Source organism: Pseudogulbenkiania ferrooxidans 2002, assembly GCF_000174355.1.
GTDB classification, from domain to species: Bacteria; Pseudomonadota; Gammaproteobacteria; order Burkholderiales; family Chromobacteriaceae; genus Pseudogulbenkiania; species Pseudogulbenkiania ferrooxidans.
Map to the genome: position 1 here is coordinate 540513 of NZ_ACIS01000001.1, position 18397 is coordinate 558909.

The following is an 18397-nucleotide window of genomic DNA, read 5'->3' on the forward strand; positions in this document are numbered from 1 at the left end:
AGGCCGATGCGCGGGTCTCACCAGCGCGGATGGCGGTGCCAGGGGAAGCCCGGCCAGAAATCGTCGCGGTAATCCAGGCGGTACTCCAGGTAGGCCGGGTAGTAGCGTTTGAGGAAAGCGCCTTCCAGCTCCGCCGGGCAGACGTTCTCGTAGCGCTCGCCTCGTCGCCCGACGCGCTCGCCGTTGTCCGGCGTGCAGTACTCGCGCAAGCCTTGCTCGCGGGCCGCCAGGTAGGCCTGGCGGTCGATGCCGAGGCCGAAGCGGGCGCAGGCCTCGACGTGCTTGTCCAGCCGCCACAGTCCGTAGCCCTGGCGGCCGTCTTCCCGTCCCAGCTCGGAGGCGGGTTTGCTGCGGCATTCCTGCTCGTTGAGCGTGGCGCAACCGGCGAGCAGGACCGTCAGCGCAAGCAACAGGTAACGGGGCATCGCTTTCTCCAGAATCCGGGAACCGTGGCGGCTCAGCATCGCACCGCAGCGACGCGCGCGGCGATCAGTTCGAGTGCCGGGTCGTTGGCACCGTGCGGCAGAATGACGTCGGCAAAGCGCCGGGTCGGCTCGACGAACTGCCGATGCATCGGCCGCACCGTGGTCAGGTACTGCGCGACGACCTGCTGCAGGGTTCGACCGCGCTCGGCGATGTCGCGTTCCAGACGGCGGATGAAACGGATGTCGTCCTCGGTATCGACGAACAGCTTGAGTGCCATGCACTCGCGCAGTACGGCGTCGTGCAAGGCCAGGATGCCCTCCAGCACGATCACCGGTGCCGCGGCGACAGCCTGGCTGCGCTCGGCGCGGCGATGGCTGGCGAAGTCGTAGTGCGGCATGGCGACCGGGCGGCCCTGCTCCAGCGTGGTGAGATGCGCGCGCAGCAGCATCCAGTCGAACGCGTCGGGATGGTCGTAGTTGGTCTGGCCGCGCTGCTCTGCCGAGAGCTGCGGCTGGTCGCGGTAGTAGTTGTCCTGCACCAGCAGGGCCACGTGCTCGCGACCGATGGCCTCGACCAGGCGGCGCGTCACGGTGCTTTTGCCGCTGCCGCTGCCGCCGGCAATGCCGATGATGAAAGGGGGAGGTGGGGCTGGGGTCATGGCGGGCGTACCGTCGGGCAAACACGCGCCATTCTAGAGCCTGCGAGGCATGCGGTCACGGCCGGATACCGCCGCTGGCGAGGTCCCGGCGGACGGAGCAGGGGCGGCGTCAGGCGAGAGGTGTTCCTACTTCCGCTTCGGCATCGTCGTACCATTGCTGCATCGCCGGCAGCTCCAGGATGTGGTCGGCGTAGGCTTGGGAGCGTGCCGGCAACTCCACGTCGTAGCTGACAAAGCGTGTCACCACCGGGGCGTACATGGCGTCGGCAATGGTGAAATGGCCGAACAGGAACGGCCCGTTGTCCTGGTGACGGTGCAGCAATTCCTCCCACAGCTCGACGATGCGGCGAATGTCGGCCGCCGCCTCCTCGGGCACGACGAAACCGCAGTGGCGCGCAACGATGTCCATCGGCAGGTGCTGGCGCAACGCGGCAAAGCCGGAGTGCATCTCGGCGGCGACCGAGCGGGCCAGGGCGCGCTCGGCAAGGTCCTGCGGCCACAGCTGGGCCGCCGGGAAGCATTCGGCCAGATATTCGCAGATCGCCAGCGAATCCCATACCCGCAATTTGCCGTCCAGCAGCACCGGGACCTTGCCGGACGGGTTGGCGGCCAGGATGCGACTCTTGGTATCGGGCTGAAACAAGGGAATCAGCTGTTCATTGAACGGCTCGTCCAGCATCTTCAGCACCAGCCAGGGGCGTAGCGACCAGGAGGAGGAGTTTTTGTTGCCGATGACCAGGGTGAACATGGGAGTCTCTTTCATGACAGGTGCACTCCTCATTGTGGAAACAAAAACGCCCCGCGGCAAGGCAGGGCGTTTGGGGAAAGTTCAGGGCTGGTGAACGAAATCGTCCCACAGGGATTCCCGGCGGTCATCGCCGCGCCATGAGGCCAGTGCGAGAAGCGCCGCCGTACAAGCGGTACGGCGAGCATGACAGGACTGGGATCGGGGAGCGCAGCGGATGTATTCACAAGCTATCAGGCCACTTCGTCGATCCAGGCTTGCTGGATCGCTTCCAGCACCTTCTCGCCGCCGCGCTGATGGTCATCGTCAAACTCCGGCAGCTCGACCACCCAGTTGTGCAGGTCGGTGAAGCGGATCGCGGTCGGGTCCACCTCGGGGTGGGCATCGGCCAGTTCGATGGCGATGTCGTGGATGTCGGTCCATTTCATGGTTCGGCTCTCCTCAGAGCTTGTAAAAGAAATCGTTGCGCGCGACCCTCAGCGGGGTGAAGAGCAGCGCAGAAACCGGAATGTACTGGAGCACATGAGGATTCCTGATCGCTGAGCGATAGATTCGCACGCAGTGCGCATGAGCCCCGATCAGGGACGCGCAGCAGATTTATTCACAAGCGTTCAGTGGTTCTCGCGGGCGAGGTTGATGGTATAGCGCGGAATCTCCACCACCAGGTCCTCGTCACTGACGATGGCCTGGCACGACAGGCGCGAGTTGGCTTCGAGCCCCCACGCCTTGTCCAGCATGTCTTCTTCCAGCTCGTCAGCCTCGTTCAGCGACCCCATGCCCTCGCGCACCACCACGTGGCAGGTGGTGCAGGCACAGGACATTTCGCAGGCATGCTCGATTTCGATGTGGTTCTCGAGCAGCACGTCGCAGATGCTCTTACCGCTCTCGGCATCCTCGATCACGGCGCCTTCCGGGCACAGGTCGACGTGGGGCAGCACGATGATTCTTGGCATGGGTGATCCTTACAATTCGGCGATGTTGTGACCCTTGAGCGCGCGCTGTACGTTGCGGTCCATGCGGCGGGCGGCAAAGGTTTCGGTGAGACGGTTGAGCTGGTGGGCGGCTTCGTTGATCGCCACGGTGCGGTTGCCGGCGATGGCGTCGGCCACCGTGCCGAGGCCGGCCTCGATGCCGGCCAGCTCGTCAGCGCTGAGCAGGTCGCCGTCGGCGGCGATGGCGGCGCGGGTGGCGTCGACCAGGCTTTCGGCGTCGACGATGGCTTCGCGCAGTTTGCGCGCCTCGATGTCGTCCTGCACGTGCGCCAGCGAGTCGGTCAGCATGCGCGTGATGTCCTCGTCGGACAGGCCGTAGGACGGCTTGACCTCGATGTGGGCTTCCACCCCCGAGGTCAGTTCGCGTGCCGACACCGCCAACAGGCCGTCGGCGTCCACCTGGAAGGTGATGCGGATGCGCGCCGCCCCCGCCACCATCGGCGGAATGCCGCGCAGCACGAACTGCGCCAGCGAACGGCAGTCGCTCACCAGTTCGCGCTCGCCCTGCAGCACGTGGATCGACATCGCGGTCTGGCCGTCCTTGAAGGTGGTGAATTCCTGGGCGCGCGCGATCGGCAGCGTGCTGTTGCGCGGAATGATCTTCTCGGTGAGCCCGCCCATGGTCTCGATGCCGAGCGACAGCGGGATCACGTCGAGCAAGAGCCAGTCGTCGTCCTGCTTGTTGCCGGCCAGCACGTTGGCCTGCATCGCGGCGCCCAGCGCCACCACCTTGTCCGGGTCGAGGTTGGTGAGCGGGGTCTGGCCGAACAGGTCGCCCACCGCCTTCTGGATGTGCGGCATGCGCGTGGCGCCGCCCACCATCACCACGCCCTTGACGTCGTCGACGCCGATGCGGGCGTCGCGCAGCGCCTTGCGCACCGGCAGCAGGGTCTTGTCGACCAGGGTCTTGGTGATGTCGCGGAAGGTGTCCTGGTCGAGCGTCAGGTCGATGGCCTGGCCGTCGGACAGGAGCGCGGTCAGCCGGGTGCTGGCGTGCTCGGTGAGCGCTTCCTTGGCTTCGCGCGCGCAGGTCAGCAAGAGGCGCGAATCGTGCGCATTGAGGCCGGACAGGCCGGCCTGGGCCAGGGTCCAGCAGTACACGCGGTGATCGAAATCGTCGCCGCCGAGTGCCGAGTCGCCGCTGGTGGAGAGTACCTCGAACACGCCCTGGGTCAGTTTCAGGATGGAGACGTCGAAGGTGCCTCCACCCAGGTCGTATACCACGTAAATGCCTTCCGAGCCATTGTCGAGACCGTAGGCGATGGCGGCGGCGGTCGGTTCGTTCAACAGGCGCAGCACGTTAAGTCCGGCCAGGCGGGCGGCGTCCTTGGTGGCCTGGCGCTGGGCGTCGTCGAAGTAGGCCGGTACGGTGATCACCGCGCCCACCAGTTCGCCGCCGAGCGAATCTTCGGCGCGTTGCTTGAGCGCGCGCAGGATGTCGGCGGAGATCTCCACCGGGCTCTTCGGGCCGGCGCGGGTGATCAGCTGCACCATGCCGGGCGCGTCGACGAAGCGGTAGGGCTGGGCGGCGGCTTCGCTGATGTCGGCCAGGCCGCGTCCCATGAAGCGTTTCACCGACACTATGGTGTTGTGCGGGTCGCGGCTCTGCTCGGCCTGCGCGGTAAAGCCCACCGCCACGTCGCCGCCGTCGAGATAGCGCACCACCGAGGGCAGCAGGCTGCGGCCGTGCTCATCCGGCAGCACGCCGGCCGCGCCGCTGCGCACGGTGGCCACCAGCGAGTTGGTGGTGCCGAGGTCGATGCCGACGGCGAGGCGGTGTTGATGGGGTGCGGCGGAGAGGCCGGGTTCGGCAATTTGCAAGAGGGCCATGGTGGTCAATCGTGTTGTAGAGGCGGCTTCGGCCAACCTGTGGGGTCAGAACAGCAGGCTTTCGATGGCGTCGCCGATTTCCTGTTCGAGTTTTTCCAGAAAGCGCAATTTTCTAACCAGGACAGCGGCACCGTCCAGATCGCCGGCGTCGTCCAGCGCCACACCGAGCTGCTGTTGCAGGGCGGCGGCGTCGCGATGCAGTTCGCGCGCCAGCTTCTCCAGCGCTTCCACGTCGTGGTCGTCCTTGGCCTCGCCGATCGCTTCGCGCCATTCCATCTGCGCCATCAGGAAATCGGCCGGCATGCTGGTATTGGTGTCTTCCCGGGTGTCGACACCGGTCAGCAGCAGCAGGTAGCGTGCTCGCGCCAGCGGCGATTTCAGGGTGCGGTAGGCTTCGTTGGCGTGTGTCGCCATCATCAGGGCGGCGCGCTTCTCGGCGTCGCCGGCGCTGGCGTAACGGTCGGGATGGACCTGCGCCGCCACGGTGCGCCAAGCGCTATCGAGCTGGCCCGCGTCCAGCGCGAAGCGGCGCGGCAACCCGAACAGGCTGAAATGGTCCTGCTTGAAGTCGAAGTTCATGGCATCTCGCAAACAGCGCCCTGCTTTTCAGACAAAACCGACCACGAAGGTCGGTTCCGGCAGCATGGCTCTCAAGGTGACTCAGACGTTGAAGCTCTCGCCGCAACCGCACTCGTTCTTGACGTTCGGGTTGTTGAACTGGAAGCCCTCGTTGAGGCCCTCCTTGGCGTAGTCGAGTTCGGTGCCGTCGAGGTAGGCCAGGCTCTTGGCGTCGGTAAACACCGTCACGCCATGGCTCTGGAAGGTCACGTCCTCGTCGCTGGCGACGTCGACGAACTCCAGCTTGTAGGCCATGCCCGAGCAGCCCGAGGTTTTCACGCCGAGGCGGATGCCCAGGCCCTTGCCGCGCTTGGCGATGAAGTTGCGGACATGGTCGGCCGCACGTTCGGAAAGAGTGATTGCCATAGTCGTTCCTGCCGATGGGGCAGAGGGCAGGCGGAGCCTGCCATCCGCTTACTTGCCGTGTTTCTGTTTGTAGTCGCTCACTGCTGCCTTGATGGCGTCTTCGGCCAGGATGGAGCAGTGGATTTTCACCGGGGGCAGCGCCAGCTCTTCGGCGATCTCGGTGTTCTTGATCGACATGGCTTCGTCCAGCGTCTTGCCCTTGACCCACTCGGTCACCAGCGAGGACGAGGCGATCGCCGAGCCGCAGCCGTAGGTCTTGAACTTGGCGTCTTCGATCACGCCGTTCTCGTTGACCTTGATCTGCAGCTTCATCACGTCGCCACAGGCCGGGGCGCCGACCATGCCGGTGCCGACGCTGTCGTCGCCCTTGTCGAAGGAGCCGACGTTGCGCGGGTTCTCGTAATGGTCCAGGACCTGTTCACTGTATGCCATGGTGTAGTTCTCCTTGCGTGCGGGAGGGACTGCCTCCCGCCGGTAATCTGGTTTAGAACCTGCTCACGATCTTGCTGCGCACCCCTGATCGGGGCTCATGTGCTGCTCGAAATCCTCATGTACTCCAGTACATTCCGGTTCCTGCGCTGCTCTTCACCCCGCTGAGGGCCGCTCGCGACAGATCGTGAACGGGTTCTTAGTGAGCGGCCCACTCGATGCTGTTGAGGTCGACGCCGTCCTTGAACATTTCCCACAGCGGGGACAGTTCGCGCAGCTTGCCGATCTTCTCGCGCATCAGCTTGATGGTGTAGTCGATCTCTTCCTCGGTGGTGAAGCGGCCGATGGTGAAGCGGATCGAGCTGTGCGCCAGTTCGTCGTTGCGGCCCAGTGCGCGCAGCACGTAGGACGGCTCCAGGCTGGCCGAGGTGCAGGCCGAGCCGGACGATACCGCCAGGTCCCTCACCGCCATGATCAGCGATTCGCCTTCGACGAAGTTGAAGCTGACGTTGAGGTTGTGCGGCACGCGGGCGTCGATGTCGCCGTTGATGTAGACCTCTTCCATATCCTTGATGCCGTTCCACAGGCGGTCGCGCAGCATGCGGATGCGCTCGTTCTCGGTCGCCATCTCTTCACGGGCGATGCGGAAGGCCTGGCCCATGCCGACGATCTGGTGCGGCGCCAGCGTGCCGGAGCGGAAACCGCGCTCGTGGCCGCCGCCGTGCATCTGCGCTTCCAGGCGCACGCGCGGCTTGCGGCGCACGTACAGCGCGCCGATGCCTTTCGGGCCATAGGTCTTGTGGGCGGAGAAGCTCATCAGGTCGACCTTGAGCTGGCTCAGGTCGATATCGACCTTGCCGGTTGCCTGGGCGGCGTCGACATGGAACACGATGCCTTTCTCACGGCAGATCTCGCCGATCTGTGGAATATCCTGGATTACGCCGACCTCGTTATTGACGTACATCACGGATACCAGAATGGTGTCCGGGCGCAGCGCCGCCTTGAAGTCGTCGAGGTCGATCAGGCCGTTGTCCTTGACGCCGAGGTAGGTCACCTCGAAGCCCTGGCGTTCCAGTTCGCGACAGGTGTCGAGCACGGCCTTGTGTTCGGTCTTGACGGTGATGATGTGCTTACCCTTGCTCTTGTAGAACTGGGCGGCGCCCTTGATCGCCAGGTTGTCGGACTCGGTGGCGCCGGAGGTCCAGATGATTTCCTTGGGGTCGCAGTTCACCAGCGCGGCCACGTCAGCACGGGCTTGTTCCACCGCGGCTTCCGCTTCCCAGCCGAAGCTGTGGCTGCGCGACGCCGGGTTGCCGAATTTCTCGGTCAGGTAGACCACCATCTGTTCCGCCACGCGCGGGTCGACCGGCGTAGTGGCGGAATAGTCGAGGTAGATCGGAAGCTTGAGCTGACTCATTCTTAATATCTCCACAAAAGGCGTCCGGTTCACATGGCGCCGGTCGGCGTGACGCGAGCCCGCTGTGGCGTGGCTTCGCGCTTGTCCTGCATGACGTTGACATCCTTGGCGTGCTGCTCGGCTACCAGGCTGAACAGCGTCACCTTGGACAGGTAATCGAAAATGGTGGCGTTGAGGTTGGTCCACAAGTCGTGGGTCATGCAGCGATGGTTGTCGTGACAGTTCTCGCGCCCGCCGCACTGGGTGGCGTCCACCGGCTCGTCCACGGCGGTGATGATGTCCGCCACCGAAATCTGTTCGGCGCTCTTGGCCAGGGTGTAGCCACCGCCCGGACCGCGCACGCTTTCCACCAGTTCGGCGCGGCGCAGCTTGCCGAACAGCTGTTCCAGGTAGGAAAGCGAGATGCTCTGCCGTTCGCTGATCCCCGCCAGCGTGACGGGGCCGTTGCCATGGCGCAAGGCCAGATCCAGCATGGCGGTGACGGCGAAGCGTCCCTTGGTGGTCAAACGCATGATCTCAGTTTCCGTTGGGAATGGTTATCCGGATTATACCTAATTTCCGAGTAATTTAGTCAACTACTGGTCGGCCAAGTTTGCTCATCTGCATTGAGGCACGGGCAGAAACCGTTTCGTCGACACCGGCTATAACTTGACTATTTTACTTGGTTTTAGTGAGGCTGGCATGTGTTTCTTAATGATCCGTGGTTGCTTGGTGTATCATCAGTCGAACATTTGTTTGATTTTGATGCGCCGGCCACTGCCGCCGGCTGGGAGTGAGCAATGCACAAGGTGGTCATCAGCGGCACGGGCCTGTTTACCCCGCCCCATGCGGTCGGTAACGAACAGCTGGTCGCGGCCTTCAACCAGTACGCCGCCCATTTCAACGCCGAGCAGGCCGAGGCCATTGCCGCCGGCGAGGTCGAACCGCTGGCGGCGTCGAGCGCCGAGTTCATCGAGAAGGCCTCGGGCATCCGCCAGCGCTTCCTGATGGACGCGGCGGGCGTGCTCGACCCGGCGCGCATGGCGCCGCGCCTGCCCGAGCGGGGCAACGAGGCCCTGTCGCTCCAGGCCGAGATGGCGCTCGCCGCCGCGCGCGAGGCGCTGGCCCAGGCCGGAAGGTTGGCCGAAGACGTGGACCTGGTGATCGCTGCCTGCTCCAACCTGCCGCGGCCCTACCCGGCGCTGGCGATCGAGGTGCAGCGGGCGCTCGGCATCCAGGGCTACGCCTTCGACATGAACGTGGCCTGCTCCTCGGCGACGTTCGGCATCCACAGCGCGGTCAATGCCATCCAGTGCGGGCAGGCGCGCGCGGTGCTGATGGTGAACCCGGAAATCTGCTCGGCCCACCTCAACTTCCGCGACCGCGACAGCCACTTCATCTTCGGCGATGCCTGCACCGCGGTGCTGCTGGAGCGTGCCGACCTGGCGGCTTCGGCCAACGTCTACGAAGTGCTGGGGACGCGCCTGGCCACCGCCTTTTCCAACAACATCCGCAACAACTTCGGCTTTCTCAACCGTTGCGACGAAAGCGGCATCGGCCGGCCGGACAAGCTGTTCCACCAGCAAGGTCGCAAGGTATTCAAGGAAGTCTGTCCGATGGTCGGTGAGCACATCGTGGCTCATCTGGAACAACTGGCGATCCGGCCCGACGACGTGCGCTGCTTCTGGCTGCACCAGGCCAATCTGGCGATGAACCAGCTGATCGCGCGGCGCGTGCTCGGCCGTGAGGCCGGTCCCGACGAGGCGCCGGTGATCCTGGACCGCTACGGCAATACCAGCTCCGCCGGCTCGATCATCGCTTTCCATTTACATAAAGATCGGCTACGAACTAATGATGTGGGGGTGATCTGCTCGTTCGGGGCGGGCTACTCGGTCGGTAGCGTGGTGCTGAAGCAAGCCTGAGCCATGCCGGCTCAGGCCATCCGGCGCCGGGCATCAGACGGGCTGTGCCGAATCCTTGCGCGTGACGTGGCCGAAGTCGTGTTCGCGTGCCACGGTCAGCGCGGCCTCGCGGAAATCGTGGGCGATGTCGGAGCGGATGCCGGTGCTCGGGTAGGCCAGCACGTACTGGTAGCGCACCTCGGTCTGGAACGGGCGCACCACCACGCCGTGCGGCAGCCACACCGGCGCGGCGAACGGCTCGACGATGGAGATGCCGAAGCCGCTCGCCACCATGGCGTAACGGGTATGCGAGGTGTGGGTGCGGATGGTGTAGCGCGGACGGATCGAGCGGTCGGGCAAATAAACCTCCTCCATGCCGCGCGACAGCGGGCCTTCCGGCAGCCAGCCGATGACATCCTGCTCGTGCAGGTCCTCCGGCACGATCATCTCTTTCTTGGCCAGCGGGTGCGAGGCCGGCATGGCGCACAGCACGTTGCCTTCCAGCAGCGGCTCCATCTCGATGCCGGCCAGCGGAGGGAAGGCCTGGCAGACGGCGATGTCGGTCTTGAGTTCCTGTAGCCGCACCAGGATTTCCGGGCTGTTGACGGTGTCGATCTTCACCGGCAGGCCCGGGCGCCGCTTCAGGAACTCGCGCAGGATCGGCGGCAGCAGCCCGGTGGACAACACCGGCTGGCAGGCCACGGTGAGGCCCTCGGACGCCTCCTGGCGGATCGTTTCCGCCGCCTGCCTGAGTCGCTCCAGGCCGAGGAAGTTTTCTTCCACGGCGCGGTAGAAGCGCACCGCCGCCATGGTCGGCTCGAGCCGACCCTTGGTGCGGTTGAACAGGCGAAAGCCCAGATCCGCCTCGAGATCGGCGATCAGCCGGCTGATCGCCGGCTGGGTGATGTGCATGCGACGCGCGGCACCGACACTGGTGCCGGTCACCATCAGACAGCGGAAGGCCTCGACTTGGCGGAAGCGGATCATGGGGAAAGCTTTCTTGAATGGCTGGCATAGGCGACATTATAACAAAACCGCATTGGCTATCATTGTTTGCGAATGGATGTGATAGTTGAAGTGTGGAATACTCGGCGCGCACCAGCAGAAGTCGTCTCGGGGCCTGATAGCCGCCGAGCGTTGGCCGCACGATCTCCCTTCGGGCCCGTTCCGGGCGACATCAGGGGGAGAAAGGGCAGGGCGTGATTGTAGTGACGATACCGCCTGCACCCTATCCGGGCGCTGGCGGACTGTAAAAGCTGAAACCTTAAATACAAGCAGGGAATAGGGAAACTATGAAAATTGCCAAGCATTTGCTGCTCACCGCTGGCCTGCTCGCCGGCGCGTCCATGGCGCAGGCCGCCGGTACCTTGATCTACTGTTCCGAGGGGAGCCCGGCCGGCTTCGATCCGGGCCAGTACACTACCGGCACCGATTTCGACGCCTCGGCAGAAACCGTGTTCAACCGCCTGGTGCAATTCGAACGCGGCGGTACCAAGGTGATTCCCGGCCTGGCCGAAAAGTGGGAGGTCTCGCCGGATGGCCTGAACTACACCTTCCATCTGCGCAAGGGCGTCAAGTTCCACACCACCGACTACTTCAAGCCGAGCCGCGAATTCAACGCCGACGACGTGCTGTTCACCTTCCAGCGCATGCTCGACAAGAACCACCCGTTCCGCAAGGCCTACCCGACCGAATTCCCGTACTTCACCGACATGGGCATGGACGCGAACATCGCCCACGTCGAGAAGATCGACCCGTACACCGTCAAGTTCACCCTCAAGAAGATCGACGCCGCCTTCGTGCAGGATCTGGCGATGAGCTTCGCCTCGATCCAGTCCGCCGAATACGCCGACAAGCTGTTGAAGGAAGGCAAGCCGCAGCTGATCAACCAGCAGCCGGTCGGCACCGGCCCGTTCATCTTCAAGCGCTACCAGAAAGACGCCCAGATCCGCTTCGTCGGCAACAAGGAATACTGGAACAAGGGTGAGGTGAAGCTCGACAACCTGGTGTTCGCCATCACCACCGATCCGTCGGTGCGCTTCCAGAAGCTGAAAGCCGGCGAATGCCAGGTCACCACCTTCCCGCGCCCGGCCGACGTGCCGGCGATGAAGGCCGACCCGAAACTCAAGGTGATGTCACAGTCCGGCTTCAACCTCGGCTACGTCGCCTACAACGTCAAGCACAAGCCGCTGGAGAAGCTCGAAGTGCGCCAGGCGCTGGACATGGCGATCAACAAGAAAGCCATCATCGACGCCGTGTATCAGGGGGCCGGCCAATCGGCCACCAACCCGATGCCGCCGACCCAGTGGTCGTACAACAAGTCGCTGAAGGACGCCCCGTACAGCCCGGAAAAGGCCAAGGAGCTGCTGAAGAAGGCCGGCTTCCCGAACGGCTTCGAACTCAGCCTGTGGGCTATGCCGGTGCAGCGCCCGTATAACCCGAACGCCAAGGTGATGGCCGAAATGATCCAGTCCGACTGGGCCAAGATCGGCGTCAAGGCCAAGATCCAGTCCTACGAGTGGGGCGAGTACCTCAAGCGCGCCAAGGCCGGCGAGCACGATTCCATGCTGATCGGCTGGACCGGCGACAACGGCGATCCGGACAACTGGCTGGGCGTGCTGTTCGGCTGTGAAGCGATGAACGGCAACAACTTCTCCAAGTGGTGCTACAAGCCGTTCGAAGACCTGATCCAGAAGGGCAAGACCACCGCCAACGTCGGCGAGCGCACCAAGCTCTACATGAAGGCGCAGGAAATCGTGAAGCAGCAGGTGCCGCTCACCACCATCGCGCACTCCACGGTGAACCAGCCTATGCGCAAGGAAGTGGAAGGCTTCAAGGTCAGCCCGTTCGGCCTGAATTCCTTCTACGGTGTCAGCGTCAAATAAGGACGGCACTGCGCCTGTCTGATGGCTGATTGTCGGGGGCTGCGGCCCCCGATCCATTACAACGGTTCCGACCATGCAAAGGGCATGACCCGAAGCAGTTCGGGGCCGTTGAGCGGATGGTGGAAAGGCCGACTGGGCCCGGGAAAATGACCGCGGCCGGATGCATCTTCGTCGCTTCTTGACCTATATCAATACCCCCGCGCCAGCGCGATGTTATCGTTCTCTTGCCGTGACGGTAACGAGTAGCTGATGTGGGTGGGTGGTTCAGTTGCAACGTTATCGTCCGGCGCCTCCTTCTCTCTTCTCCCGCGGTTTTTCCTCCATCTTTCGCTTGGCATGATCCCTTACCCGGGGTCGACCAACAGTGCGCCTTATCGCTGCGTGCACTGAGCGTGGGAGATGTTTCACTATGTTTTCATTCATTCTGAGGCGCCTGGGTCTGCTGCTGCCGACGTTTTTCGGCATCACGCTGATCACCTTCGGCCTGATCCGCCTGATCCCCGGTGATCCGGTGGAAGTCATGGTGGGCGAGCGTACCCTCGACCCGCAGATGCATGCCGACGCCATGCATCGCCTGGGCCTCGACAAGCCGATCTACCTGCAATACGTCGATTACCTGCATAACCTGGCGACCGGCCACCTGGGCGAGTCGCTGGTGACCAAGGACAGCGTGTGGAAGGAATTCACCACGCTGTTTCCGGCCACGCTGGAACTGGCCGTGATGGCCATGCTGTTCGCCGCCGTGTTCGGCCTCTTGGCCGGCGTGATCGCCGCCATCAAGCGCGGCTCGATCTTCGATCACGGTGTCATGGGGCTCGCCCTGACCGGTTTCTCGATGCCGATCTTCTGGTGGGGCCTGATCCTCATCATGTTCTTCTCGGTCAAGCTCGGCTGGACGCCGGTGTCGGGCCGGCTCGACCTGGCCTTCGACATCGCGCCGCGCACTGGCTTCATGCTGATCGACGCCTGGTTGGCCGAAGCGGCCGATCCCTCGCTCAATGCCGGCGCCTTCAAAGACGCCTTGAAGCACCTGATCCTGCCCGCCATCGTGCTGGGCACCATCCCGCTGGCGGTGATCGCGCGCATGACCCGCTCCTCGATGTTGGAAGTCCTGCGTGAGGACTACGTCCGAACCGCGCGTGCCAAGGGTCTGTCGCCGGCGCGGGTGATCTTCATCCATACCCTTCGCAACGCCATGATCCCGGTGTTGACGGTGATGGGGCTGCAGGTGGGGACGCTGATGGGCGGCGCGGTCCTGACCGAAACCATCTTCTCCTGGCCCGGCATCGGCAAGTGGTTGATCGACGCCATCAGCCGGCGTGACTACCCGGTGGTGCAAAACGGCATCCTCATGGTCGCCACGCTGGTGATCCTGGTGAACTTCATCGTGGACATCCTCTACGGCATCGCCAACCCGCGCATCCGTCATGCCAAGTAACCGCACAGGAGCCGTCATGGCCAACGTACAAGCTTCTCCCGTTGCGACCGCCGCCGACGATGTGGCGCTGTCGTACCCCTCGCCATTGAAAGAATTCTGGCAGGGCTTCTCCCATAACAAGGGCGCCGTGGCCGGGCTGGTGTTCATGCTCGCGATCACGCTCAGCGCGCTCTTGGCGCCCTGGCTCGCGCCGTACAACCCGATCGAACAGTATCGCGACGCCATCCTCGCGCCGCCGGTCTGGATGGATGGCGGGTCCAGCCGCTTCCTGTTCGGCACCGACGAACTGGGACGCGACCTGCTGTCGCGGCTGATCCACGGCGCGCGCCTGTCGCTGCTGATCGGCCTGACTTCGGTGGTGATGGCGATGGTGCCCGGGGTGATCCTCGGCCTGATCGCCGCCTTCTTCCCCAAAGTGCTGGGCAGCCTGATCATGCGCCTGATGGACATCATGATGGCGCTGCCGGCGCTGCTGCTGGCGGTGGCCATTGTCGCCATCCTCGGCCCGGGCCTGATCAACACCATGATCGCCATCGCCATCGTGGCGCTGCCGGCCTACGTGCGCCTCACCCGCGCCTCGGCGATGACCGAACTCAACCGCGACTACGTTACCGCCTCGCGCGTGGCCGGTGCCGGCCTGGTCCGGCTGATGTTCGTCTGCGTGCTACCCAACTGCATGGCGCCACTGATCGTGCACGCCACCATGAGCTTCTCCTCGGCCATTCTCGAAGCCGCCGCGCTGGGCTTCCTCGGTCTCGGCGTGCAGCCGCCGACCCCGGAGTGGGGCACCATGCTGGCCTCGGCGCGCGACTACATCGAACGCGCCTGGTGGGTGGTGACCCTGCCGGGCCTCACCATCCTGCTGTCGGTCCTGGCCATCAACCTGATGGGCGACGGCCTGCGTGATGCGCTCGACCCGAAACTGAAGCGCGCCGCGTAAGGGGAAATACATGAGTCTGTTGCAAATCAAGAACCTCTCGGTCGAGTTCGGTTCGGACAAGAACCCCTTCCGCGCCGTGGAAGGGCTGGATCTCACCGTCGATCAGGGCGAGATCGTGGGCATCGTCGGCGAATCTGGTTCCGGCAAGTCGGTGACGATGATGGCGATGATGGGCCTCCTGGAAGGACAGGGCCGCATCGTCGCCGACAAGCTGCAATTCGACGGCAAGAACCTGCTCACCATCAGCGCGCGCGAACGGCGCAAGATTGTCGGCAAGGATATCTCGATGATCTTCCAGGACCCGATGACGGCGCTCAACCCGAGCTTCACCGTCGGTTACCAGATCATGGAGGTGCTCAAGCTGCACCAGGGGCTGCGCGGCGCGGCGCTCAAGGCGCGTGCGCTGGAGCTGATGGAAATGGTGGAAATCCCGGCGGCGGCGAGCCGCCTCTCCGCCTACCCGCACCAGCTCTCCGGTGGTATGAGCCAGCGCGTGGCCATCGCCATGGCCATTGCCTGCAATCCCAAGCTGCTGATCGCCGACGAGCCGACCACCGCGCTCGACGTCACCATCCAGGCGCAGATCATGGAACTGCTGGTCAGCCTGCAGCAAAGCCAGAACATGGCGCTGATCCTCATCACCCACGACCTGGCCGTGGTGGCCGAGGTGGCGCAGCGTTTGGCGGTGATGTACGCCGGCCAAGTGGCGGAAATGGGCCAGGTGCCGGACATTTTCCGTCACCCCTCCCATCCGTATACCGAAGCGCTGTTGAAGTCGATCCCGGAACACAGCAAGGGCGCGCACCGCCTCTCCACGCTGCCGGGCATCGTGCCGGGGCAGTACGACCGGCCGTCGGGCTGTCTGCTGTCGCCGCGCTGCCCGTACGTGCAGGAGCGTTGCCGCGCCGAGCGGCCGGCGCTGACCGCGCAACGCCAGGGCGCCGTGCGTTGCCATTTTCCGCTGTATGACAAGGAGTCCTGATGACTACCGTTCTCGAAGCGCGGGAGCTGACCCGCTATTACGACGTGTCGCAGGGCTTCCTCAAACCCGCCGCCACCGTCAAGGCGCTCAACGGCGTCTCGTTCTCGCTCCAGGCCGGCAAAACGCTGGCGGTGGTGGGCGAGTCCGGCTGTGGCAAGTCCACGCTGGCGCGCCAGCTGACCCTGATCGAGCCGCCGACCTCCGGTTCGCTGCTGCTCGACGGCGTCGATGCCGCCAAGGCCGATCGTGCCACCCTGAAAACCATGCGCACCCGGGTGCAGATGGTGTTCCAGAACCCGTACGCCTCGCTCAACCCGCGCCAGAAGATCGGCGACCAGTTGGCCGAACCGTTGCTGATCAATACCGCGTTGTCGGCGGCCGAGCGCCAGGCCAAGGTGCGCGCCATGATGGCCAAGGTCGGCCTGCGCCCGGAGCACTATTACCGCTACCCGCACATGTTCTCCGGCGGTCAGCGCCAGCGTATCGCCATCGCCCGCGCGATGATGCTCAACCCCAGGATCGTCATCGCCGACGAGCCGACCTCGGCGCTCGACGTGTCGATCCAGGCGCAGGTGCTCAACCTGTTCATGGACCTGCAGGACGAGTTCAAGACTGCCTACGTGTTCGTCTCGCACAATCTCGCCGTGGTCGAGCACGTCGCCGACGACGTGATGGTGATGTACCTCGGGCGCGCGGTGGAAAGCGGCAGCAAGGAGCAGATCTACTCGCGGCCGCTGCACCCGTACACCCAGGCGCTGTTGTCGGCCACGCCGTCGATCCGCCCGGAAGATCGGCACGCCAAGATCAAGATCGTCGGCGAGCTGCCGAGCCCGCTCAATCCGCCGTCCGGCTGCGCCTTCCACAAGCGCTGCCCGCACGCCGTCGAACGCTGCCGCAGCGAGGTGCCACCATTGCGCCCGGTGGAAGGTCATCTGGTGGCGTGTCATCGCGCGGAGGAAATCAACGTTTGATAGACTGAAACCAGCGCCCGGCCTGAAACCCCGCTTGAGGCGGGGTTTTTTGCTATGCAGCAAAAATAACTTTACCTTGCCCGTTTTGCAGGATAGATTCGACCATGGTGCAGATGAATAAAACAGGAAAACGCAAATTGAAGCGAGCCGTGTACGCCGGGAGTTTCGACCCGGTCACCAATGGACATCTGTGGATCATTCGCAAGGCCGTCGAGCTGTTTGACGAAGTGATCGTCGCCATTGGCGTCAATCCGGACAAGCACTGCAGCTTCAGTGTCGAAGAACGCCTCGAGATGCTGCTGGCCGTCACGCAGGAATTTCCCAATCTGCGCGTCGAAGTCTTCGAGAACCAGTTTCTGGTCAATTACGCCCAGTCGGTCGGCGCGAACTACATCATCCGCGGCATCCGTACCGCCAGCGACTACGAGTACGAGCGCACCATGCGCTACATCAATACCGACCTGCACCCGGATATCACCACCATCTTCCTGCTGCCGCCGCGTGAATACGCCGAAGTCTCCTCCACCATGGTCAAGGGACTGGTCGGGCCGCAAGGCTGGGAACTGGTCATCCGCCAATACCTGCCGGAGCCGGTCTGTCTCAAGCTGGTGGAAATGCACCACAAGCCATAACGAGTCATAATATCCCCCGCTCGGCCATCCGCCTGGCCGAAACACCCCGCGCGTCAGAGTCCGAAACTGGCGCGTTTTGCTTTTTTGATGGACACCGGCCCGCAAGCCGGTCAGAAGAAGGATAGCGCCATGGTGGATGTGACACCGTTCGCCAATCGACTCGGCAAGAATTTCAAGCATTACGCCAAATGGGCTCGCCGTCAGGGCATCGATGCCTGGCGTGCCTATGACCGCGACGTGCCGCAGTTTCCTCTGGCGGTGGATATCTACGGCCAGCGTGTCCACGTGCAGGAATACGATACCGGCTGGGAAATGGACGACAGCGAGCGCGAAGTCTGGCTCGACGCCTGCTTGGACGCCATCCGGCAGGTCACCGGCGTGGCGCGTGAGCACATCGCGCTCAAGACCCGTCGCCGTCAAAAGGGCGAAAGCCAGTACGAAAAACTCGGCGAGCTGGGCGACGACTTCATAATCGAAGAGTTCGGCCAACGTTTCATCGTCAACCTCGAGGCCTATCTCGACACCGGCTTGTTTATCGACCATCGCAACACCCGCAAGCGCGTGCGCGAAGAAGCCGCCGGCAAGCGTTTCCTTAACCTGTTCGCCTACACCGGCAGCTTCACCGTCTACGCCGGTGCCGGCGGTGCGATCAGTTCGGAAACGGTCGACCTGTCCAACACCTACCAGGACTGGTCACGCCGCAACTTCGAACTCAACGGTCTGGATCTCAACCGTCACCAGCTGGTGCGTGCTGACGTGTTCCAGTACCTCGACGACGCCATCTACCAGCGCAAACAGTTCGACCTTATCGTCATGGACCCGCCGACCTTCTCCAACTCCAAGAAGATGCTCGACATCCTCGACGTCCAGCGCGACCACGTGCGTCTGATCGACGATGCCATGGCGCTGCTCGCGCCGGGGGGTACACTGTACTTCTCCAACAACCTGCGCTCGTTCGCACTCGATCCAAGGCTGGCCGAGAGTTACGACGTGCGCGATATCAGCGCCCAGTCGGTACCGGAAGACTTCCGCAATAAGAAAATCCACGTCTGTTATCGACTGCAGCACCGTGCATGAGCGGTCCACTGATGTAGAAAAGCAGGGTTGGCTTCGGCCAACCCTTTTTGTTTTCGGATGGGTTTCGCTTGTGTATCAATAGTTTGCGGCCTTCGTGCCGATTTTCTGTCA

The 18397-nt window shown here is 63.6% G+C and carries 20 protein-coding genes; 8 read left to right on the forward strand and 12 right to left on the reverse strand.

The features are described 5' to 3' along the window. Positions 1–17: 17 nt before the first annotated feature. The 11 genes from FURADRAFT_RS02655 to iscR form a co-directional block, all read right to left on the reverse strand. Positions 18–425, reverse strand: a complete 408-nt coding sequence (locus tag FURADRAFT_RS02655) for a DUF2799 domain-containing protein (RefSeq protein WP_008952558.1) — start codon at positions 423–425, stop codon at positions 18–20. A 32-nt stretch (positions 426–457) separates the two neighbouring features. Then, positions 458–1084, reverse strand: coding sequence for a uridine kinase (udk, locus tag FURADRAFT_RS02660; protein ID WP_008952559.1), 627 nt, complete (start codon positions 1082–1084; stop codon positions 458–460). Positions 1085–1193: 109 nt separating this feature from the next. Beyond that, positions 1194–1847: a glutathione S-transferase family protein gene (locus FURADRAFT_RS02665; protein WP_008952560.1), complete on the reverse strand. Its 654-nt coding sequence runs from the start codon at positions 1845–1847 to the stop codon at positions 1194–1196. A 215-nt stretch (positions 1848–2062) separates the two neighbouring features. Then, positions 2063–2257 (reverse strand): Fe-S cluster assembly protein IscX, encoded by a 195-nt coding sequence (iscX, locus tag FURADRAFT_RS02670; protein ID WP_008952561.1) that lies wholly within the window; start codon positions 2255–2257, stop codon positions 2063–2065. A gap of 183 nt (positions 2258–2440) precedes the next feature. Beyond that, a complete protein-coding gene (fdx, locus tag FURADRAFT_RS02675; protein WP_008952562.1) occupies positions 2441–2782 on the reverse strand; it encodes an ISC system 2Fe-2S type ferredoxin in 342 nt (113 codons plus the stop codon). Between the two features lie 9 nt (positions 2783–2791). Continuing rightward, a complete protein-coding gene (gene hscA / locus FURADRAFT_RS02680; RefSeq protein WP_008952563.1) occupies positions 2792–4651 on the reverse strand; it encodes a Fe-S protein assembly chaperone HscA in 1860 nt (619 codons plus the stop codon). A gap of 45 nt (positions 4652–4696) precedes the next feature. Continuing rightward, positions 4697–5230: a Fe-S protein assembly co-chaperone HscB gene (gene hscB, locus FURADRAFT_RS02685; RefSeq protein ID WP_008952564.1), complete on the reverse strand. Its 534-nt coding sequence runs from the start codon at positions 5228–5230 to the stop codon at positions 4697–4699. 81 nt (positions 5231–5311) lie between these two features. Next, positions 5312–5635, reverse strand: coding sequence for an iron-sulfur cluster assembly protein IscA (iscA, locus tag FURADRAFT_RS02690; protein WP_008952565.1), 324 nt, complete (start codon positions 5633–5635; stop codon positions 5312–5314). A gap of 48 nt (positions 5636–5683) precedes the next feature. Continuing rightward, positions 5684–6067, reverse strand: a complete 384-nt coding sequence (gene iscU, locus FURADRAFT_RS02695; RefSeq protein WP_008952566.1) for a Fe-S cluster assembly scaffold IscU — start codon at positions 6065–6067, stop codon at positions 5684–5686. A 196-nt stretch (positions 6068–6263) separates the two neighbouring features. Further along, entirely contained in the window at positions 6264–7481 is a 1218-nt protein-coding gene (locus tag FURADRAFT_RS02700) for an IscS subfamily cysteine desulfurase (RefSeq protein ID WP_008952567.1), read from the reverse strand. A 29-nt stretch (positions 7482–7510) separates the two neighbouring features. Further along, the gene (iscR, locus tag FURADRAFT_RS02705) at positions 7511–7993 is read right to left on the reverse strand and encodes a Fe-S cluster assembly transcriptional regulator IscR (RefSeq protein ID WP_008952568.1); all 483 of its coding nucleotides are present in this window, start codon (positions 7991–7993) and stop codon (positions 7511–7513) included. 267 nt (positions 7994–8260) lie between these two features. On the opposite strand from iscR, the gene FURADRAFT_RS02710 reads away from it, so the two are divergent. Further along, positions 8261–9382 carry a beta-ketoacyl-ACP synthase III gene (locus FURADRAFT_RS02710; protein WP_008952569.1) on the forward strand — a complete coding sequence of 374 codons (1122 nt, stop codon included), beginning with the start codon at positions 8261–8263 and terminating at the stop codon, positions 9380–9382. Positions 9383–9415: 33 nt separating this feature from the next. On the opposite strand, the gene FURADRAFT_RS02715 is transcribed toward FURADRAFT_RS02710, so the two are convergent. Further along, complete coding sequence (locus tag FURADRAFT_RS02715; RefSeq protein WP_008952570.1) at positions 9416–10348, reverse strand: LysR substrate-binding domain-containing protein; 933 nt, start codon at positions 10346–10348, stop codon at positions 9416–9418. A gap of 305 nt (positions 10349–10653) precedes the next feature. On the opposite strand from FURADRAFT_RS02715, the gene FURADRAFT_RS02720 reads away from it, so the two are divergent. The 7 genes from FURADRAFT_RS02720 (at position 10654) to FURADRAFT_RS02750 (ending at position 18286) form a co-directional block, all read left to right on the forward strand. Then, positions 10654–12246, forward strand: a complete 1593-nt coding sequence (locus FURADRAFT_RS02720) for an ABC transporter substrate-binding protein (protein ID WP_008952571.1) — start codon at positions 10654–10656, stop codon at positions 12244–12246. Positions 12247–12655: 409 nt separating this feature from the next. Then, entirely contained in the window at positions 12656–13684 is a 1029-nt protein-coding gene (locus tag FURADRAFT_RS02725) for an ABC transporter permease subunit (protein WP_008952572.1), read from the forward strand. Between the two features lie 16 nt (positions 13685–13700). Then, positions 13701–14624 carry an ABC transporter permease subunit gene (locus FURADRAFT_RS02730; protein WP_008952573.1) on the forward strand — a complete coding sequence of 308 codons (924 nt, stop codon included), beginning with the start codon at positions 13701–13703 and terminating at the stop codon, positions 14622–14624. 10 nt (positions 14625–14634) lie between these two features. Further along, on the forward strand, positions 14635–15606 hold the full coding sequence (locus FURADRAFT_RS02735) for an ABC transporter ATP-binding protein (RefSeq protein WP_008952574.1): 972 nt from the start codon (positions 14635–14637) through the stop codon (positions 15604–15606). Further along, a complete protein-coding gene (locus FURADRAFT_RS02740; protein ID WP_008952575.1) occupies positions 15606–16577 on the forward strand; it encodes a peptide ABC transporter ATP-binding protein in 972 nt (323 codons plus the stop codon). Before FURADRAFT_RS02735 ends, FURADRAFT_RS02740 begins: the two co-directional genes overlap by 1 nt. 104 nt (positions 16578–16681) lie before the next feature. Next, entirely contained in the window at positions 16682–17209 is a 528-nt protein-coding gene (gene coaD / locus FURADRAFT_RS02745; RefSeq protein ID WP_008952576.1) for a pantetheine-phosphate adenylyltransferase, read from the forward strand. 129 nt (positions 17210–17338) lie between these two features. Continuing rightward, positions 17339–18286 (forward strand): class I SAM-dependent methyltransferase, encoded by a 948-nt coding sequence (locus FURADRAFT_RS02750; RefSeq protein ID WP_040652269.1) that lies wholly within the window; start codon positions 17339–17341, stop codon positions 18284–18286. Positions 18287–18397: the final 111 nt, after the last annotated feature.

Bases quoted from the DNA above. Each gene is read 5' to 3' on its own strand.
- FURADRAFT_RS02655 (WP_008952558.1), bottom strand. From the start codon at position 425: ATGCCCCGTTACCTGTTGCTTGCGCTGACGGTCCTGCTCGCCGGTTGC.
- udk (WP_008952559.1), bottom strand. From the start codon at position 1,084: ATGACCCCAGCCCCACCTCCCCCTTTCATCATCGGCATTGCCGGCGGC.
- FURADRAFT_RS02665 (WP_008952560.1), bottom strand. From the start codon at position 1,847: ATGAAAGAGACTCCCATGTTCACCCTGGTCATCGGCAACAAAAACTCC.
- iscX (WP_008952561.1), bottom strand. From the start codon at position 2,257: ATGAAATGGACCGACATCCACGACATCGCCATCGAACTGGCCGATGCC.
- fdx (WP_008952562.1), bottom strand. From the start codon at position 2,782: ATGCCAAGAATCATCGTGCTGCCCCACGTCGACCTGTGCCCGGAAGGC.
- hscA (WP_008952563.1), bottom strand. From the start codon at position 4,651: ATGGCCCTCTTGCAAATTGCCGAACCCGGCCTCTCCGCCGCACCCCAT.
- hscB (WP_008952564.1), bottom strand. From the start codon at position 5,230: ATGAACTTCGACTTCAAGCAGGACCATTTCAGCCTGTTCGGGTTGCCG.
- iscA (WP_008952565.1), bottom strand. From the start codon at position 5,635: ATGGCAATCACTCTTTCCGAACGTGCGGCCGACCATGTCCGCAACTTC.
- iscU (WP_008952566.1), bottom strand. From the start codon at position 6,067: ATGGCATACAGTGAACAGGTCCTGGACCATTACGAGAACCCGCGCAAC.
- FURADRAFT_RS02700 (WP_008952567.1), bottom strand. From the start codon at position 7,481: ATGAGTCAGCTCAAGCTTCCGATCTACCTCGACTATTCCGCCACTACG.
- iscR (WP_008952568.1), bottom strand. From the start codon at position 7,993: ATGCGTTTGACCACCAAGGGACGCTTCGCCGTCACCGCCATGCTGGAT.
- FURADRAFT_RS02710 (WP_008952569.1), top strand. From the start codon at position 8,261: ATGCACAAGGTGGTCATCAGCGGCACGGGCCTGTTTACCCCGCCCCAT.
- FURADRAFT_RS02715 (WP_008952570.1), bottom strand. From the start codon at position 10,348: ATGATCCGCTTCCGCCAAGTCGAGGCCTTCCGCTGTCTGATGGTGACC.
- FURADRAFT_RS02720 (WP_008952571.1), top strand. From the start codon at position 10,654: ATGAAAATTGCCAAGCATTTGCTGCTCACCGCTGGCCTGCTCGCCGGC.
- FURADRAFT_RS02725 (WP_008952572.1), top strand. From the start codon at position 12,656: ATGTTTTCATTCATTCTGAGGCGCCTGGGTCTGCTGCTGCCGACGTTT.
- FURADRAFT_RS02730 (WP_008952573.1), top strand. From the start codon at position 13,701: ATGGCCAACGTACAAGCTTCTCCCGTTGCGACCGCCGCCGACGATGTG.
- FURADRAFT_RS02735 (WP_008952574.1), top strand. From the start codon at position 14,635: ATGAGTCTGTTGCAAATCAAGAACCTCTCGGTCGAGTTCGGTTCGGAC.
- FURADRAFT_RS02740 (WP_008952575.1), top strand. From the start codon at position 15,606: ATGACTACCGTTCTCGAAGCGCGGGAGCTGACCCGCTATTACGACGTG.
- coaD (WP_008952576.1), top strand. From the start codon at position 16,682: ATGGTGCAGATGAATAAAACAGGAAAACGCAAATTGAAGCGAGCCGTG.
- FURADRAFT_RS02750 (WP_040652269.1), top strand. From the start codon at position 17,339: ATGGTGGATGTGACACCGTTCGCCAATCGACTCGGCAAGAATTTCAAG.